The 17192-nt window shown below is 44.2% G+C and carries 18 protein-coding genes; 2 read left to right on the top strand and 16 right to left on the bottom strand.

What is annotated here, in order from left to right; translation table 11 throughout:
* Positions 1 to 33: 33 nt before the first annotated feature.
* The 3 genes from VNE01S_RS01945 to VNE01S_RS01935 all read right to left on the bottom strand — a co-directional run bounded on the left by VNE01S_RS01945 (position 34) and on the right by VNE01S_RS01935 (position 2733).
* Positions 34 to 393 carry a PilZ domain-containing protein gene (locus tag VNE01S_RS01945; protein ID WP_306304695.1) on the bottom strand — a complete coding sequence of 120 codons (360 nt, stop codon included), beginning with the start codon at positions 391 to 393 and terminating at the stop codon, positions 34 to 36.
* Positions 394 to 680: 287 nt separating this feature from the next.
* Positions 681 to 2099 (bottom strand): basic amino acid/polyamine antiporter, encoded by a 1419-nt coding sequence (locus tag VNE01S_RS01940; RefSeq protein WP_053395530.1) that lies wholly within the window; start codon positions 2097 to 2099, stop codon positions 681 to 683.
* Positions 2100 to 2514: 415 nt separating this feature from the next.
* Positions 2515 to 2733 (bottom strand): hypothetical protein, encoded by a 219-nt coding sequence (locus VNE01S_RS01935; RefSeq protein ID WP_053395531.1) that lies wholly within the window; start codon positions 2731 to 2733, stop codon positions 2515 to 2517.
* 295 nt (positions 2734 to 3028) lie between these two features.
* On the opposite strand from VNE01S_RS01935, the gene VNE01S_RS01930 reads away from it, so the two are divergent.
* Positions 3029 to 3895, top strand: coding sequence for a patatin-like phospholipase family protein (locus VNE01S_RS01930; protein ID WP_053395532.1), 867 nt, complete (start codon positions 3029 to 3031; stop codon positions 3893 to 3895).
* Positions 3896 to 3976: 81 nt separating this feature from the next.
* Here the strand turns inward: VNE01S_RS01930 and VNE01S_RS01925 are convergent, their stop codons facing one another.
* From VNE01S_RS01925 to VNE01S_RS01890, 8 genes are all read right to left on the bottom strand, one after another.
* Positions 3977 to 4579: a 2OG-Fe(II) oxygenase gene (locus VNE01S_RS01925; RefSeq protein WP_053395533.1), complete on the bottom strand. Its 603-nt coding sequence runs from the start codon at positions 4577 to 4579 to the stop codon at positions 3977 to 3979.
* Positions 4580 to 4683: 104 nt separating this feature from the next.
* On the bottom strand, positions 4684 to 5022 hold the full coding sequence (locus tag VNE01S_RS01920; protein ID WP_053395534.1) for a DOPA 4,5-dioxygenase family protein: 339 nt from the start codon (positions 5020 to 5022) through the stop codon (positions 4684 to 4686).
* A 56-nt stretch (positions 5023 to 5078) separates the two neighbouring features.
* Positions 5079 to 5717, bottom strand: coding sequence for a response regulator (locus VNE01S_RS01915; RefSeq protein ID WP_053395535.1), 639 nt, complete (start codon positions 5715 to 5717; stop codon positions 5079 to 5081).
* Positions 5710 to 7065 carry a cache domain-containing protein gene (locus VNE01S_RS01910; protein ID WP_053395536.1) on the bottom strand — a complete coding sequence of 452 codons (1356 nt, stop codon included), beginning with the start codon at positions 7063 to 7065 and terminating at the stop codon, positions 5710 to 5712. Before VNE01S_RS01910 ends, VNE01S_RS01915 begins: the two co-directional genes overlap by 8 nt.
* A gap of 88 nt (positions 7066 to 7153) precedes the next feature.
* Positions 7154 to 8437, bottom strand: coding sequence for a TRAP transporter large permease (locus VNE01S_RS01905; RefSeq protein WP_053395537.1), 1284 nt, complete (start codon positions 8435 to 8437; stop codon positions 7154 to 7156).
* Between the two features lie 9 nt (positions 8438 to 8446).
* A complete protein-coding gene (locus VNE01S_RS01900; RefSeq protein WP_053395538.1) occupies positions 8447 to 8983 on the bottom strand; it encodes a TRAP transporter small permease subunit in 537 nt (178 codons plus the stop codon).
* A 118-nt stretch (positions 8984 to 9101) separates the two neighbouring features.
* A complete protein-coding gene (locus VNE01S_RS01895; RefSeq protein WP_053395539.1) occupies positions 9102 to 10199 on the bottom strand; it encodes a TRAP transporter substrate-binding protein in 1098 nt (365 codons plus the stop codon).
* Between the two features lie 399 nt (positions 10200 to 10598).
* On the bottom strand, positions 10599 to 10970 hold the full coding sequence (locus VNE01S_RS01890; protein WP_053395540.1) for a hypothetical protein: 372 nt from the start codon (positions 10968 to 10970) through the stop codon (positions 10599 to 10601).
* A gap of 222 nt (positions 10971 to 11192) precedes the next feature.
* Between VNE01S_RS01890 and VNE01S_RS01885 the strand changes: the two genes are divergently transcribed.
* A complete protein-coding gene (locus VNE01S_RS01885) occupies positions 11193 to 11858 on the top strand; it encodes a DUF2982 domain-containing protein (protein ID WP_053395541.1) in 666 nt (221 codons plus the stop codon).
* A gap of 66 nt (positions 11859 to 11924) precedes the next feature.
* Here the strand turns inward: VNE01S_RS01885 and VNE01S_RS01880 are convergent, their stop codons facing one another.
* From VNE01S_RS01880 to VNE01S_RS01860, 5 genes are all read right to left on the bottom strand, one after another.
* Positions 11925 to 12581, bottom strand: coding sequence for an MBL fold metallo-hydrolase (locus VNE01S_RS01880; protein WP_053395542.1), 657 nt, complete (start codon positions 12579 to 12581; stop codon positions 11925 to 11927).
* 120 nt (positions 12582 to 12701) lie between these two features.
* Complete coding sequence (mepK, locus tag VNE01S_RS01875) at positions 12702 to 13244, bottom strand: peptidoglycan L,D-endopeptidase MepK (protein WP_053395543.1); 543 nt, start codon at positions 13242 to 13244, stop codon at positions 12702 to 12704.
* Between the two features lie 182 nt (positions 13245 to 13426).
* Positions 13427 to 14980, bottom strand: a complete 1554-nt coding sequence (locus tag VNE01S_RS01870; protein WP_053395544.1) for a L,D-transpeptidase family protein — start codon at positions 14978 to 14980, stop codon at positions 13427 to 13429.
* A gap of 105 nt (positions 14981 to 15085) precedes the next feature.
* Positions 15086 to 16177, bottom strand: coding sequence for a DUF1513 domain-containing protein (locus VNE01S_RS01865; protein WP_174522322.1), 1092 nt, complete (start codon positions 16175 to 16177; stop codon positions 15086 to 15088).
* Positions 16158 to 17189 carry an imelysin family protein gene (locus VNE01S_RS01860; protein WP_373278524.1) on the bottom strand — a complete coding sequence of 344 codons (1032 nt, stop codon included), beginning with the start codon at positions 17187 to 17189 and terminating at the stop codon, positions 16158 to 16160. The genes VNE01S_RS01865 and VNE01S_RS01860 overlap by 20 nt, the downstream gene beginning before the upstream one ends.
* Between the last annotated feature and the right edge of the window lie 3 nt (positions 17190 to 17192).

Here is a 17192-nt window from a genome sequence, read left to right as displayed (position 1 = left end):
TGGCGGGCTTCTTTTTAATGCTCTGTCTGCAGCTTAAGCGACTTTGCCTCGGAGGCGATCATAAAACGCGGGATATTTACTGCGAATATAACGTTGCTCGTCAACCATATGTTTAAATGATGGTCCTTTATCAAGCTTTATGACCATTTCATGCCCATCAAATCGAAAGACGTCCCCTACAATACTGACATCACTATCATTTTGAAGAGAAAGCACACCCGCCATTGCAAAACCGATCTGAAGTGCGGATGGCTCTTTCAATATGACCCGAATCCCACCTTCAGATACCTCACTAACACAGTACCTCTGCTTTGAAAACCAGACACTTGGCCTAGCACCTGGAGGATATTTAAGGCGGTAGAATTGTCGCTTATTTTCTACGGCACTCATCATTGCGCTCCTTTTCTCACTGTTCCTTAAACCGCCTGACGTTAGCTTACTCTTATTTGCAACTTATTCTAAATTGTTGATTTATCTTCAGGCTTATCAACTTTAATGAGTACGTTTATACCAAATTACTTTGTACATTTCTAAAATTAGTGCCGTTAAGGTGCAATAAACTCAGACCAGATAACGAATTGAGCAACAATACTTCACTTTGCTACAGCGTGAACCACCACTTTAGCTGCGTTCAATCACACTGAAATACAAAAAGCCCCTCGTTATGAGGGGCTCTGTGATTATAGTGAAACGCCTAATGCGCCATTCCACATCATCCCGACCGCTACCACAGCTACAATACTTAAAGCACAAGCGCCTATTTTTTCTTTACCTTCAAACGGGTCAATACCTTGCTCTTTCTTCGCTTGAATATAGAAATAAAGTCCAGGGACGTATAACACCGCCGATAACATGAGATAGTTAAGGCCAGACGCGTATAACAGCCAGACCCCATAAGCGGTGGCCCCTAGTCCGATAAGAAGTAAGCTGCCCTTGTTCTTTTCTTGTATCGCGAGCTTTAACACAAATGCGCCGACTAAAAAGTACGGTACTAATATCATCTCTGAGGCGATGATCAACAAGGTGTCGTACGTACTGCCAGCAAACATAACAACTATCAGAGATACTTGGATCCAGATATTCGTCAAGGTCAGCGGTTTCACTGGGCTTCCTGCTTTATTGAGCTTGGCATACGCTTTAGGAAACATTTTCTCTTTCGCACACAGATAAGGAGCTTCTGACGCCAGTACCGTCCAACTTAAAAACGCGCCACATACAGAGATCAACAAACCAACACTAATAATATACTGACCCCAAGGGCCTAGAATGTGAGTCAAAACCTTAGCCATTGATGGGTTTTGGTATTCGGCTAATTCCGTTGGCTTGATAACCCCCATTGAAAGCAGCGTAACAAACACATAAATAGCCAGCGCAGTCAGTAAACCAAGAATCGTTGCCCTACCGATATCTTTGCGGTTACGAGCGCGGCCCGACACAACCACCGCCCCTTCAATACCAATGAACACCCACACCGTCACCAGCATGGTGCTTTTTACTTGAGAAAGAAGATCGTGCTCTGCACCAAAATGAAGACCCGTGAAGTCTAGAAAAAATGTGTCCCAGCTGAACGCCACAAATGCACAGAATACAAAGATTAATAGAGGAACTAGTTTTGCAAACGTTGTCACCATATTGATTAAAGCAGCGGTCGAAACCCCACGTAACACCAGCGCATGCACCATCCAAAGCAAACAAGATGCACCTAAGGTAGATACCCAAGTATTACCCTGCCCAAAAATCACTGAATCTGGCGTATCGAAGAGCATACCTAGCGTACTGAACACGATAACTAGGTATGAAACATTCGCCAACATAGCACTGAGCCAGTACCCCCATGCAGAGCAGAAGCCGACAAAGTCACCAAACCCCTCCTTAGCGTATCCAAAGACTCCACTGTCTATTTCAGGCCTGTGAAATGCCAGTTTTTGAAACGAGAGAGCAAGAAAAATCATGCCAATCCCTGTAATTGTCCAACCAATCATGACAGCGGCAGGGCTGGCAACAGAGGCCATATTTTGTGGCAAGCTAAAAACCCCAGCACCTATCATTGAGCCAATGACGATAGCTGTAAGCGAACTTAGACCTAATTTGTTATCCATTATAATTATCCGGTGTAACAGGTTGCTATTTTCAGTAGAGGCATTCTACGCTTAATCTAGCGTGACAGGCAGAGCTCGTGTGAGCTAGCTCTCGGAGATAAAGGGGAAAAGAAAACTTTCATTGTCACCGATCAAACCTCGTCGCACATTATAGTAATTTAAGGCTGAACATTAAAAACAAAACCTCTCTTAAAAACCAAATAATATAAAAGATTTGGGATATTCCACCACAAAATGACTCAAAAACCATACAAACAGTATAAATATCCATCATTAAAAATTGTGACTATTTATCTTATTTATGTTGATATTTATACATAGAGGGAATATCTGCTAGAGATATGAAAAAGGCAGCCTCTTTAGGCTGCCCATAAACACATTTGAATTGCTATAAACATGAATTTCATTAAGCGCACTAGTGATGACGCTCATCCTCGGAAAACTCTACTTGCTTATACACATCAGCCAATGACTTAGCTTTGGCCTTTTTACCGCGTTTGCGCTTTTCTGAATGGCAACAATCCTCTTGGTGCTTGATTGCTTTCTCATGTGCTTTTGCTGATTGAATAAACTCTGGATCTGATAACGCCTTTTGACGTAGGCGGTTAACGCGTTCAATGGTTTCCCATAACATATGCCACCTCCTTTACCTGTTTATACAAACAGTATAGACAATGCAGCAGACTCGTCAATAAGCCATGTAATTTTATACAGCACTATGTATTAAAACTGCTTTGTTTATCACTATTTAGCAAGCTGTTCACTTCGGAGCACTTCCCCTAATATTTAAATGACGGGCCAGCTTGTTTCATCTACTCGATAGCTATTTTCTATCTGAGATCATGCCTATCAAAGTGATATATAGAACCGATTTTCTTACGTGTCTTTGGTTGAGTAACCTAAAGGAAAATATTCACGGATAAAAGTCAATGAAAGCACTAGTTGTAGAAGGTGGCGCGATGCGAGGCATTTTTGCCGCGGGCGTACTAGACACATTTATAGAAGAAAATTACTACCCATTTGATTTTACTGTTGGCGTTTCAGCTGGCGCTTCAAACTTGGTTGGTTACCTCTCAAAACAAAAAAGGCGTAGTTACGAAGTTATCACGACTCTGGCTACTGACCAGGCATTTTATAACCCTGCCCGTTTTATCAAAGGAGGTGACCTTGTAGACGTAAAATGGTTGGTTGAGGAATCTCAGAAACGGTTTCCTATTGATACAGATGCCTTTCTTAGTAGCCCCCCAATGCTAGCAACGACAACCAATGTCGACACAGGAGAAGCTGATTATTACAGGGTTAACCTAGATAACCTCAATCAAGTCTTAGAGGCGACCAGTGCCTTGCCCGTAGCCTATAAACAAACGCCCTGCTTTTCCGGTGGTTGCTATACGGATGGAGGAGTAGCAGACTCTATTCCTGTAATGGAAGCATATCGACGCGGTGCCCGAGACATTACCGTTGTTTTGTCCCACCCTTTAAGCTACGAGATGCCGGAAACAAAGTATTCTTGGGTCTTAAAGCGTGTGTTCGCCAAACATCCTAAGATAGCGCAAGCAATGGCAAGCCGATCTGAGCACTACAATCGCTCTCTGGCATTCATTCGGAATCCACCAGCCGATGCGACTATCCGAGTGATAGCACCACCAGAAGGCTTTAGCGTAAAGCGACTGACAATGAAGATTAAAGAATTAGATAAGGGATACAAAATGGGTCAGAAAGAAGGCGAACACCACATTCATAGCCGTCTGGGCAGGTTTGGCCTTAATGAGGAGAACTGTCATTTCTGTTTTTAGTGTGTAAGGGGTTGCTGCGCAGGAAATAAACTGCGGACGAATAAAACGATTCGCAGTTTATTGAGGAGTAAAAACAAGGTTCTAGGTCGCGATATCAAGGTGTTGATCGGTAACCCCATTGACGCGAAACCAACCAGCAATACTAAAACGCTCTGAATTTGTTGGTAAAACCTCATGTGGAAACTGCTCAGAAAAGAACACAAGCAATCGACCTGCTCTAGGGGCGACCTTTGCCAGTTCATTGTTATCCAAATCGTAAATCACTAATTCACCGCCATCGGATTCAGCCCAATTTTCATTTAAGTAAAAAACGATGGTCAGCCTACGGTTGCGGTTATTCTGGAAGCTGTCCAAGTGCTTTTGGTAAAAGTCACCGGGTTCATACTTGGCAAAGTGAGCTTCAAATTCGAATAAGCCAAGATAAAAATGTCGATTCACTTCAAGACGTAGCGCTTCCATCTGTGTCAGAAAGTCACTGACAGGCTTTTCCATATCGCTATTTAGCCAATGGATTTTATCACTTCGAATGGTTGCTTCACGTACAACCTCTTCATTTCGGCCAATACGGGCTTGCTTCCAGTTCTCTGGGATACAATCTCTCAAGCGTGATACGTCTTGAGCAGACATAAAGTCATCCCAAACGTAGTAACCATGGGTAAATAGAGCATCAATAAGCTGATTCATTGGTGAAAAAGATTCCGTAAGACTAAGAACAGCCTTATACAGAATTATTCTCTCTCACTTCAAATCAGCTTATTTACCCTTACGACAAGAGTTCGTTATGGTACCTAAAGACGCGTTAGATTAAGTTCTACCTCCGCACCCAGCCAGTACGCATAATCCGTGTGATCTTTGTAGTCATCATCGGTTAATGCGTGCACTAATACGGACAGCTCCCCTCTTTCTGCGTCTAGCCACGGGATCAGTTTATCAAACTCACTAGAATCGAATTCGACAGCAAAGCTCCACCTAAGGTGCGGACCAACAAACTTTTGGTGGAAGTTGCCAACCGGCATATTTAACTCAGTCGCAATACGATCTCTAAGCGAAGAGGCGAAATCACTACTATCTTGGTCAAAATAGATGTGAGCATGGTAGTGTTGATGTTGGTTAATTGGATATTTCATTGTACTTGTTGCATAGATAAAAACCCGAGGATAATAACATTAATTATCATTCTCGCCTAATTTACTAAACCTCTCTCAACTGCATATTTCGCCAACTCAGCTGTACTGTGCAGATCCAGCTTGTGTTTAATGTTCTGACGATGGGTTTCTACCGTGCGATAGCTAATATTGAGCAGTGATGCCACTTTTTTACTACTATGTCCCTGAGCGACTAACTTAAGCACCGCTTCTTCACGTCGACTCAGCGGGTTTGGCTTGTGTGCTGCGGGCTGAACCTCTTGAGAAAACAGAGTCTGAGTAACCGATTCGCAAAAATACGTCGAGCCTTGATTCACGGTTTTAATCGCTTGTACCATTTTCTCCGCACTGATTTCTTTCAACATATAGCCCACTGCACCAACCTGCATCACTTTCATGATGTATTCACGGTTGTCATGCATTGTCAGCATCAACACCTTCGCGTTTGGATTCTCCTCGCGGATCAAACTTGTCGCTTCTATCCCATTCATAATAGGCATGCTGACATCCATTAAAACTACATCTGGCTTCAGCTCACGCACCGTGTTTACGGCATCTAGCCCATTACTTGCTTTACCAATCACTTCGATCTCTGGTTCTATCTGCAAGCGCGCAATAAATCCATCAATTACAACTTGGTGATCATCTACGATCACCACTTTGATTGTGTTATCCATACACCAAACCATCCAACTGTAAAAGAACCGTAATTTCAGTACCAAAGCCCGGTTCACTCTCTATTTCGAAGTCTCCACCGATAAACTCCACACGCTCACGCATATTTCTTAGGCCAATACCGTCACTTCTTATCGCAGTATTCACATCAAAACCCATCCCATCATCGCGAATGATAAGCTGCAACATATTCCCCATCTGCTGCAAAATAACACTCACTTTGGTGGCATTGGCGTGCTTTTCTATATTGGTCAAAGATTCTTGTGCAACGCGATATAAGGTTGTAGCGACTTCTGATTTCAGCTTACCTGCTTGCGTCGATAATGACGCTTCAATCTGCGCCCCTGAATGGGCTTGATAGTCTTGTAACAAACTGCTCATCGCTGCTTGTAAACCGATATCGTCCAACGCACTCGGGCGAAGCTGATGTGATATGTTGCGAACTTCATTAATCGCTGTGGTCAGTGAATTCTGTGACTGACTCAAATGTACACGCAACTCTGGCTGTTCAATCTTGCTACTTAGTAAGTCTAAATGACATTTACTCGATACCAACAGCTGGTTAATGCCATCGTGTAACTCTCTGGCTAAATGCTTTTTCTCGTCTTCTTGAAACATGACCGTCTTATGTGCCAACTCTTTCAAGCTCCGATCGGCTAATCGATGTTCATGCAAATTGACCGCTAGCGTGATCACCAAAATGACCGCGACAGTCACAATCACAATGACGACCACAGTAAAAAAGGTCGTTTCGATATTGGTATTAATTTCTTCTTGAAGCCGGCTGACTTCGGTGGATATGTCTTCCACATAAAGGCCTGTGCCAATCATCCACTGCCATTTGTCTAACCATGCCGCGTAACTGAGTTTTGGTACGCTATCTCCGGTCGAAGGCTTTTGCCACAAGTATTGATGAAACCCGCCACCACTTTGAGCTTGATGTAACAGCGCTTCAATCAAGTAGTCGCCATTCTCATCTTGTAAGTCGATCAAGTTACGTCCAATAAGCTCGGGAATAATCGGATGGACCAAATTAGTTCCGCTACTGTCATAAACAAAAAAGTAGCCATCTTTGCCATAACGAAGCTCATCGATCATGTCTTTAACTCGCTGTTTAGCGATCTCCTCCGGGATGGACGGATCGTTATAAATATGCGAGATGGCATCAATAACCAAGTCAACTCTATCTTTTAACGCCGTTTCTTTGGACTTTATTAGACCTTCCCTGAAAAGCTCGACTTCATTTTCACCGAGCGTTTGCGCCTGATAGATGGATATCCAGCTGGTCATTGCCGTAACAAGCAGCAATGGTAATAAACTCAGCAATATCAGCTTTGCTTGTAGATGCATTCTATTCCCTTTAATACACAAAAGCTGCTTACCTTGCGATAAGCAGCTTCACTATAACAATAGCTGTTAAGTTTATGTAACTAAGCGGTCACATTCCGTAGAATTCCGGGAAAACCAACAAGCTAGCAAGCACGACAATTTGAATGGCGATAAATGGCATCACCCCTCGATAAATATCTCTGGTGGTTACCGATGCGGGCGCGACACCTTTCAGATAAAACAGACTAAAGCCGAATGGTGGTGTCAAGAAGGATGTCTGTAAGTTCATCGCAATCAAGATCGCAAACCAAGTCATATTGATACCCAAGATCTCGGCGATTGGAGCCAAAATAGGCACAATGATGAAACAAATTTCTACAAAGTCGATGAAGAAACCCAGCACCAAGATAACCAGCATCGTAATGATCAAGAAGCCCCATTTTTCTCCAGGCAACTGAAGCATCCACTCTTCCACTAGGTAATCACCACCTGTATAAGTAAATGCCATCGAGAACGCCGTTGCGCCCAGCAATATTGCAAATACCATTGCTGTTACTTTGACGGTTTCTTTTGAGGCATCAAACACCATCCCCCAGCTAAACTGCTTGTAAAGAACGGCCAGAACAATAGCACCTGCGCCGCCTAGAGCCGCCGATTCAGTCGGTGTGGCTATACCCGCGAAGATAGAGCCAAGTACCACGACAATCAATGCCAGTGGTGGAATGATCGCCTTAAGCGCTGTCATAATTTCTTGCTTACGGCTAATTGAACCATCGCTAGGAATTGGCTGCGCTGCTTCTGGATTTAGTTTCGCGTAGATAAGAATATAAATGACATAAGCACCAACTAAGACTATTCCAGGCCAAACCGCAGCTTGGAAAAGGTCGCCAACCGGAACGCCAAGTACATCACCCAGCAGAATTAAAACGATAGAAGGAGGAATGATTTGACCCAAAGTGCCTGATGCACAAATCGTACCGCACGCTAACCCTTTGTCATAATTGTACTTAAGCATCACAGGCAATGAGATAAGCCCCATCGCAACCACAGAAGCACCCACCACACCAGTAGAGGCCGCCAGCAGCGCCCCCACTAAAACGGTTGAAATCGCGATGCCGCCTCTCACTCCACCAAACAGTCGTCCCATTGATTCAAGCAGCTGCTCTGCAAGGCGTGTCTTTTGCAGGACTAGCCCCATAAAGACAAACAATGGAACCGCCATCAGTACGGTGTTTTCCATAATGGATTGGATTCGGTAAGGCATAAAGGCAAACATCTCTATACCTTCTGCCCAAACACCAAATATCAGTGCAATACCACCAAACGTGAACGCAACAGGGAAGCCAAGTAGCAAAGCAAACAAGGCCACAAAAAACATTACTATACCGATCATGGGCGACTCCTACTGCTTGTCGACATTGGCGTGCAATAAATGGGGATTGACGATTTTGTTCAATGAATGCAGAAACATGCCCACACCACTTACCGCCATAAAGAAGAAGGAAAGTGGAATCATCGCTTTGATGATCCATCGGTAAGGTAGCCCGCCAGGATCGCCGGATGTTTCACCCAAAGCGTAGCTTTCTTTAGCAAAATCAATACCGAACCAGGCAACGAGTAAGCAAAACGGCAGTAAGAAACAAACCGTACCGATCAAATCGATGATCGCCTGCGCTTTGTGAGACAAACGCTCATAAAACAAGTCAACACGAACATGGCCACCAGCTTTTATGGCATACGGTACACCTAATAGGAAAACGGCTGAAAATAGATGCCACTCCATTTCTTGAAACGCAATAGATACATCATTGAAGACATAACGCATCACAACATCGTAAACCACGTTTGCGAGTAACAAGATGAACAACACACTAGATAACCATCCTAGAAAGTCGCCGAAGCGATTAAACAACCGCTCGATATATATCAGACTTCTCATTCCCTACTCCCTGGAATTGTGATTTGCGCTACTCAAGTCGGTAGCGCAATTATTATTATGAATTTTCTTGGGCTCCCAAAAGGTGACATTGCCACCTTTTGTTTTTTGCTATATCAGATTACTGACCTTGTGCCGCTTGTGTATTCAGATACGCTCGGTGAGAAATATCTGTCCACGCACGAACTTGCTTCAGGTAATCGGCTTGAGACTTTTGAATCTCTTTCGCCAGTTCATCTTCCTCTGCATGCTTCTTAAGTAGTTTTGCATTGGCATCGCGCATTGCTTGCATCACTTGTGGTGGGAAATCTTTCACCTGAACATTTGGGTACTCCGACTTGATAGATACCCAGTTCTTGCCACTTTCGTGTGTTGCTTGCGTGTACATGTCGTAGGCTGCTGTACGCATTGCTACGCGCAGGATCTCACGCAGGTCTTCTGGCAAACGTTGCCAAGTACGCTTATTCACTAGGAATTGAAGCTCTGAACCCGGCTCGTGCCAACCTGTATAGTAGTAAGGCGCAATCTTGTGGAAGCCCATGCGAAGGTCAAGAGATGGGCCGACCCACTCTAGTGCATCGATCGTACGACGCTCAAGCGAAGTATAAAGTTCACCTGGGGCAATATTGGTTGGTTTCGCACCTAGCTCAGCGAGAATTTCCCCTGCAAATCCAGGAATACGCATTTTCAGGCCTTTCAGATCCTCTAGCGAGTTGATCTCTTTCTGGAACCATCCGCCCATCTGCACATCGGTGTTACCACCAGGGAAAGAGAGTAAGTTATGTGGAGAGTACACCTTCTCCATTAACTCCATACCGCCACCGTGGTAGAACCATGCGTATTGCTCAGACGGCGTCATACCAAAGGGCATAGAGGTAAAGTAAAGCGTGTTTGGCACCTTACCTTTCCAGTAGTAAGAGCCCGAGTGGCCCATGTCGTACTGTCCAGACTTCACCATGTCAAAAACGCCGAGTGGCGCTTTGTGTTTATTTGCCGAATCGATACGAATTTTCAGGCGACCATTCGACATTTTTTCAGCCATCGCAGCCATGTTTTTTGTGGCATCCCCAAAGACAGGAAAGTTAGGCCCCCAAGTTTCAGCCAATTTTAGGCGATACACCTTTTCTGCAGCACTTGCTGACGTAGCCATAACAGCTAACGCTGCTGCCATCGCCGTTCCTTTCAGCACACGTTTTAAAGATTGCTTGATTAAACTCATGTTCACATCCTTTGTTAAGCGACATACCTTTGTAGGCAGTTTCTGTTTCGAGTACAGAATGAAACAAGTCGATGAAATAAGAAATCAGCGTGAACACGGAAAGCATTTAACAAACACTACTGCCGTTAGACTAAAGAAGTACGTATTAATACGTAGCTCAATAGACTCCAAAATGGAGAAATATAGATAGTTCAACAGGTTACTTATAAAGAGGAAAGTAATTAGTAGGGAGAGAATACTTAGTTGAATTCTTGGAGGTAAGATAGGGAGAAATATAGCATTTCTGTGACACTTATAGAGTTTACGCTCAACTAAGGCTAGATAGACAAAAGCCTCGAATAAATCGAGGCTCTTAAAGAGATATCCCTAATTGCAAACAATTAGGTTAATCAGCAGCACTTATAGCGCTTTGTAGATAACTTTGTTACCTGCTAGCTGCTCTTTTACCACTAGGTTTTCTTCTAGAAGCTTTTTAAGAGCGCCAGTTGCCCATGAAGCGGCTTTAGCATCTTCCTGGCCTGCTGCCAGACCAATACCTTTTGGATTGATACCTTCAGCATTCGCTACAACGATATCAAGAACTTGTTGTTGTTTTGGCGTTAGAGCAACGTCAGCAGCTTTGGCTACTACAACTTTCTCCGCTGCTGGTTTTACAGCTACTTTTTTCTCAACTTCAGGCTTAGCTTTCTTAGTTGCTTCAATGTTTGCAACAGTTGCCTTAATACGCTTTTGCAGTTTCATCTGCACTTTGCGCTTATGAGCAAGTCTCATCGAGTATTTCTCCATTTCACTGCATACGGAGCAGTGGTGAAAATTTGAAGCGCGATTTATACCAAAATTTTGCAGCCATTTACAGGGCATGGGCAGCTTAATCGGGCAAAAATGCGCGATATGCCGTTATCAGACTACAATTTAATCAGGCAAACGAAGTTCAATTCTTAGAGTACTGAATAAATAAACAGAGGTTTGACTATTATTAATAGAGAGCGAGATATGCAAACACTCCACTTAAGTAATCAGCCACTAAACCTAAACTCTCCCATCATCAAGTTGATGATGGGGATGCTTGTGATTGTTCTATTGTTTCTATTTATTTTTTCTCCGGGCTGGCAACAATCTCTTTTGACCACCATTACTGTTTTATCCGTCCTGGGGTTTGGTTATCTGATGATAAAAAAAGCGACGGTTTGCTATACGTTAACCCCATTCCACTTCCAGCAACATCTATTCAAAGGAGGCTGGGTGGTGAAATGGAGCAACATCAGTGAAATCGGTATCTGCCAGTATGACCAAGATGGCTGGCAAACTCCTTTACCGTGGATAGGAATAAAACTGAAACACTACACACCATACCTTTCAAGTATCTGTCCCCGAATCGCGACAGAGTTGTTACTAAGCCAACGAGCCCTACTCTACTTAGGCGCCAAGCAGCACCAAAAGGAGATTCAATTTGAAGACATTGTGCTCGATGCTAAACCCTACAGAAGTTCAAATGGAGAGGTGTATTATGGTCTGCAAGCAATGCTCGCCAACCGCATGAAATACCAAAGGCGGTATTATGGGTATGACATCTTTATATCGACTCATGATTTAGACCGCTCCCCAGAAGAGTTTGTCGGCCTAACCAGAAGGTACTTAGCCGCTGCTGAACCGGAATAAATCTTAAATCCGTAAACGAAAAATGGCCGCATTAGCGACCATTTCAAACGTTTTATCCGAACTGGATTAGTACAGAGGCATTTCATCCGCCACGAATGGGTTTGATGCGCGCTCATGGCCAAATGTGGACTCAGGACCGTGTCCTGGTACAAATCGAACCTCTTTACCTAGTGGCCACAGTTTGCTTTTAATTGAGTGGATTAAGGTATCAAAGTCCCCTTTCGGAAAGTCCGTACGACCAATCGAGCCATTAAACAGAACATCACCAACAAACGCGAGCTTGGCTTCTTGGCTAAACAGTATCACGTGGCCTGGAGTGTGGCCTGGTGTATGGATCACATCCAATACCTGATTGCCAAAGTGAACCTGATCTCCTTCTTCTAGCCATTTAGTCGGCTCAAAGGCTTTAGTCAGTGGAAAACCAAACATTTGGCTTTGATTTTCTAGACCTTGTAACCAGAAGTTATCGTCTTTATGTGGGCCCACAATATCGACACCACCTAACTCAGCTGCTAAAGGCTCTGTCCCACCCACGTGATCGAGGTGCCCATGAGTAAGTACTAAATTCACCACTTTAACACCGAGTTCTTTGATGATCATCGCAAGCTGTTTTACATCACCACCCGGGTCAACCACAACCCCTTCCATGGTTTCATCGCACCATACAATAGAGCAGTTTTGCGAAAATGCAGTGACTGGAACAACTTGATACTTCAATGACATAAATAGACCTTCATAACAATCATAACTGGCAGAACTATGACATTTGCCAAAGCCTTTGACAACCTCGTGTTTAACCAGCTTAACGCATTCGACTATGTCCTAATCTACACAACCGAATCATTAAGACCAGTAGCGAACAGGACCCGTATCGATATGAATAAAGTTACTGCGAGGATAGTATCCAACACCACCAGCTTTAAGACTGATCGCGGCATCGCGCAGTGTTTTAAGAGAAACGCCGTCTAAACGAAAGTCGATGGCCTGACCAAGCATATGGTAGCTTTTCTTGGCAACGCCACTGGATTTTGATCGTAACGATTCGTTAGTGGCAGGTGAGCGGTAACCTGAAATGACTAAGACTTCAGCTTCTACCCCTAGCTCTGATTGGATCAAAGAGATTTGGTCAAATAGGTGTTTGTCCATAGGGTGAACTTCATCTCGACGATAATCACGGCACAAATGATCGATACGCGACAACTCTTGTTTCACGTATTTCTGACCATCGAAGTAACATGTTTCGAGTGCTTCACCTGTATTGATGTTATTTAATGCTAGCTCGCGGCGAAGATCTGGGTAAGAGGCCAAAGCCACACTTGGCGCACAGCTTGCGACAACAAGCCCACTGCCCGTCAATTTAAGAAAGTCTCTACGAGAATAATTCACTGCTCAATGCCTTCACAATTCGTTATCAAAAAGGTGTTAACGCGACACCTTACTTAACTCTTATATGAAGTGCAAATGCATAAAACGTGCACAAATGACATACTAAGCACAAATTTTTTGCTTACCTATTGAACAAGCTGATAAAAATCGTTTGGCACCGAGTATGTCATTTTTCGCGAAGATTAACCTTTCGAATGGCTCAAAGAGTCTAAGCGGTAAATATCTTCCCTATAGTGGGTTTTGCCGCCTTCAAACCAAGCAGTTTGATAGATGATATGCACGGGGACTCTTTTGCGTAAAGGGATCGCCTTATTTGACTGGTCGTTGGCCTCAGCGACTTTATTCGTCGAAATACCTTGTGAGGAAAGTAGCCTATTGGCAAACACATCGGCATTCTCTACGCGAATACAACCAGAACTAAATGCGCGTTGCTCTCGGCGGAACAAGCTTTTACTCGGCGTATCGTGTAAATAAATAGCGCGATTATTTGGTGTGTTGAATTTGTATAAACCCAGCGCATTACGATATCCCGAGCGCTGAGTCATGCGGTAAGGAAAGGCTTTCGGCTTCACACTTGCCCAATCAATCTCTGTTGGATCGATTCGTTCCGATGAACCCCATTTCGGTAAGATCTCTATATTCTGCTTATATAAGTACATAGGGTCATTTTTCACTTTAGGAATAATATCTTCCACCATGATCTTCCATGGTACATTCCAAGTCGGGTTCAGAATCAGCGCGTTTAAATTGGTCACCATCACTGGCGTAGGACGGGCTTTTTTCCCCACGACGACTTTAGATTCAAATACTTCTTTTCCATCGAACCAATACTTCATATCGTAGCTTGGGAGGTTGACCACGATGATGGTGTCTCTATTTTCGGGCCAGTAGCGCGCACGCTCCGCATTCAGTGCTAGCTGACCTAATCGCTTATCAATCGGTAAGTTTAACCACTTGATTGTTTTAGGCCCTATCACACCATCGGGCGTCAAACCATGTAAACGTTGGAACTGTTTAACGGCAGATTCAAGGGTATCGTCATACCAGGTAATATCTCGACGCACCTCACCCAGATCCACATCAACAATGTCCATTCTAGACAACAGGATATCTCTGTTTTCGAGGGTATCCCCTTCTCTCTTTAAGCCATCCTGTGTATACAAAGGTCGTTCAAGCTTTTGAAACTTAATCAGAGCCAAATAGCTTTCTATTAACTGCTTATAATCGGAAGAATCAGGCGTGTATGTCTCGATAATACTTGCCAGTTGATGACTACTTATCGCTCTTTCCAAGGCAAGCAAACTACTGTCCAATACTGGTCGAACTGGGTGTTTCAGTTTCTTACCAAAAAACCAATCCTTACCTTCTGTTTTGGCCTTTTCTGCGTAGTTTAGGTAAAGAAGTAACGTATCCGTGGCGAGAAGGTCATATTCATACCAACGATTACTTTTTCTGTAATATTGCAGATAACTCAACTGACGCGCGAACAAAGGGCTAAAGCCAGCACGCTGAATAACTTCTAATTGAAACTCTAAACTGCTCCCCTGTTGTAAATCGAACCAAATAAGTTGGTTACCATTCCTTTGGTAAAGCTGCTCAAGTTCAGGCTGATAGTTAATTAAAGTCGTGAGTTTACTGTCAGGTGCAATCCAGCCGAGTTGTTCAAAATATTCTGATGCCCACCCAGACACTGGCAACAAGCACACCGTTAGTAGCCACGTTCTCCAATTCCACATCATTGTTGTCCTTTTAATTCCTTTTTAACAAAGTATGGCAGAGAACGATGACGTCAGCGTGACTTGTTTTTAAGAAACCAATTAAAATGCACCTTGGCTCATATTTTATGTATAAATAGCCGACCAATGGTTGTCCCATTGGATGCCTGAATGTATTGTGCTTTTCCTGCTTGGTGAGTGCTGAGTGATCACTCGCCCTATTCCAGAGCTGACTCTGAATTCACCATCTCTAGCTACAACACCCGATGCATCAGGAAGTGAAGCAAGCTCAACTAATTTCTGAGTTTTCTTCGACCATATGCCATAGCAATTACCGCGTGGCGATGTCGCCAAGATCCATTCGTCAGTCGCTGCAATACTCGCAATGTAGTGATTAAAGCGCGCCCACTCTTCTGGTTCTGCTTTAAATGGTACTAACTGACCACCACGTGTGTGCATCGCCAATAATGAAGGATACTCGTCAGGCTCACCGCGATACTGCTGGCCACAAAGTACGGTCTTATCACCGTCATGGGCTAAATGCCGAATACTTAGGTGATTGTCAGGCAACGAATGCTGCTCCATAAGCTCACCATCCATATTGAGGTAGCTTAAGCTGGGCCTCATAGTCGCAATGTTGAGCGGCTCTCTGCCATTCGTATGAACACCACCGACTCCGATCACGATAGAATCATCCGGCATGGCAATCACTTCATGTGGACCTAAGCCAAAACCTGTAAACTCTGCGACTTTTTTATAACCTGCTAGTACATCATAAACTCCGATGATCCCTCTACTGGTACCGCGTTCACCCTCAGTTGCATAAAGCCACTGGCCATCATTCGAATACACGCCGTGACCATAATAGTGGCGATGAGTCGACGCGGGCATGGCTTTAACCATTTCCCCTGATAGGTAGTCGAATACAACCATAAATGTTCCTGGTCGCCTTGCAAAAGCAACCGCTTGGTGAACATTTGGGTTTATTGCGACGCCATGGCCACGCTCTGGTAATGCGACCTCTCTGATTGGGCGACCTAGCTCATCAGCCACAACGACTGCAAATTTATCTCGACCTTTAATTGAGCACCCGATCAGTGCTGGTGAGTGTGTATTTTTTATAGACGCACAACCCATTGGAAGAACGGGCGCGGTAATGCCAAACATTGCCGCCTTTAGCAAAGAGCGTCTTGTGTTATCAGTCACCATCTGTTGCATTGAATCCTATGACGACACCCAACTCGACCGCGACTTCTTCATGGATAAGATATTTAAGTTGTTCGAGCTTATTAAATTGTGAATACGCCAAGCGGTATCCCTCTTTTGTCTGCAGCAAATCAAACAAGCTTTGTTCTGTCGGCCAAGTGGTCAACGTCATCTCGAATTGATTCTTGATGGAATCCGCCAGTGAAGACTTTCCTCGTGCTCTCAAAAGACTATCCAATCCATTCCCCTGGGCAAAATACAGAGACTGCATCGCCTCTATGTTTGCTTTGAGGTTGTGCATTGACGCCTTTGAACGCCATGATTCAGCAAAGTAAGGACGTGGCTGGCCGAAGTTCGCCAATGGGCGGCTTAGCTTTTTCATACTGTAATCAAGCTGGTTGGACAAAAGTGCAATGTACTCTGATGTCCACGCTTTCTCATCCAGTGACTTCCAAGGGTTTTCTTGCCAAGCAAAAGCGATTTTCTCAGCATTTCGATGCAAGTTTTCTGTAATCGCGATACCTGTCTGACAAACGTGGGAATCTGTACTCAAATCGGACGCTGCATCGTAAAGGAGCCATTCGATCGCTCCCAACCCCTGTACTGTCACACTCTGCTTTGAGATATCATCCGCGCTCCAAACCTTTTCTGCCCGAGTCAACATCGCCATTTTTCGGCCAGTGGTATTTTTCTTATCGGGCCAGAACTGAACATTCCAACTCTGCTCTAGCGCCATTTCAGGGCCGCGCTCTTGGCCTTGCAGTGCCATCCATGTCAGCATTGCTGTTTGCCATTGATTCTGAAGCTCTTCAATGGATGAATCGTTTGTACAAAACGAAGAAAATGCCTGGTTCAACTGGTGGGTCTGAAGCGAGAATGCACGTGACGATGCAAACTCCACTTCGTAAACGCCTTGGCTCGCATGCGACGTTTGCTCTGCCTGACTGCGATCGCCATCATTCGACTGGCAACCAAATAAGCCGATTGCCGCGAGAATAGATATCGTGATCTTGTTCATCCTGATCCC

Source organism: Vibrio nereis NBRC 15637 (genome assembly GCF_001591105.1).
GTDB classification, from domain to species: domain Bacteria; phylum Pseudomonadota; class Gammaproteobacteria; order Enterobacterales; family Vibrionaceae; genus Vibrio; species Vibrio nereis.
Note: the sequence above shows the minus strand (reverse complement) of the source record. Positions and strands in the feature narration are given on the sequence as shown.

Excerpts from the sequence above, each read along its gene's own strand:
- VNE01S_RS01910 (WP_053395536.1), bottom strand. The coding sequence starts at position 7,065 with ATGCATCTACAAGCAAAGCTGATATTGCTGAGTTTATTACCATTGCTG.
- VNE01S_RS01940 (WP_053395530.1), bottom strand. The coding sequence starts at position 2,099 with ATGGATAACAAATTAGGTCTAAGTTCGCTTACAGCTATCGTCATTGGC.
- VNE01S_RS01885 (WP_053395541.1), top strand. The coding sequence starts at position 11,193 with ATGCAAACACTCCACTTAAGTAATCAGCCACTAAACCTAAACTCTCCC.
- VNE01S_RS01890 (WP_053395540.1), bottom strand. The coding sequence starts at position 10,970 with ATGAGACTTGCTCATAAGCGCAAAGTGCAGATGAAACTGCAAAAGCGT.
- VNE01S_RS01935 (WP_053395531.1), bottom strand. The coding sequence starts at position 2,733 with ATGTTATGGGAAACCATTGAACGCGTTAACCGCCTACGTCAAAAGGCG.
- VNE01S_RS01870 (WP_053395544.1), bottom strand. The coding sequence starts at position 14,980 with ATGTGGAATTGGAGAACGTGGCTACTAACGGTGTGCTTGTTGCCAGTG.
- VNE01S_RS01905 (WP_053395537.1), bottom strand. The coding sequence starts at position 8,437 with ATGATCGGTATAGTAATGTTTTTTGTGGCCTTGTTTGCTTTGCTACTT.
- VNE01S_RS01900 (WP_053395538.1), bottom strand. The coding sequence starts at position 8,983 with ATGAGAAGTCTGATATATATCGAGCGGTTGTTTAATCGCTTCGGCGAC.
- VNE01S_RS01865 (WP_174522322.1), bottom strand. The coding sequence starts at position 16,177 with ATGCAACAGATGGTGACTGATAACACAAGACGCTCTTTGCTAAAGGCG.
- VNE01S_RS01915 (WP_053395535.1), bottom strand. The coding sequence starts at position 5,717 with ATGGATAACACAATCAAAGTGGTGATCGTAGATGATCACCAAGTTGTA.
- VNE01S_RS01880 (WP_053395542.1), bottom strand. The coding sequence starts at position 12,581 with ATGTCATTGAAGTATCAAGTTGTTCCAGTCACTGCATTTTCGCAAAAC.
- VNE01S_RS01925 (WP_053395533.1), bottom strand. The coding sequence starts at position 4,579 with ATGAATCAGCTTATTGATGCTCTATTTACCCATGGTTACTACGTTTGG.
- VNE01S_RS01945 (WP_306304695.1), bottom strand. The coding sequence starts at position 393 with ATGATGAGTGCCGTAGAAAATAAGCGACAATTCTACCGCCTTAAATAT.
- VNE01S_RS01895 (WP_053395539.1), bottom strand. The coding sequence starts at position 10,199 with ATGAGTTTAATCAAGCAATCTTTAAAACGTGTGCTGAAAGGAACGGCG.
- VNE01S_RS01920 (WP_053395534.1), bottom strand. The coding sequence starts at position 5,022 with ATGAAATATCCAATTAACCAACATCAACACTACCATGCTCACATCTAT.
- VNE01S_RS01930 (WP_053395532.1), top strand. The coding sequence starts at position 3,029 with ATGAAAGCACTAGTTGTAGAAGGTGGCGCGATGCGAGGCATTTTTGCC.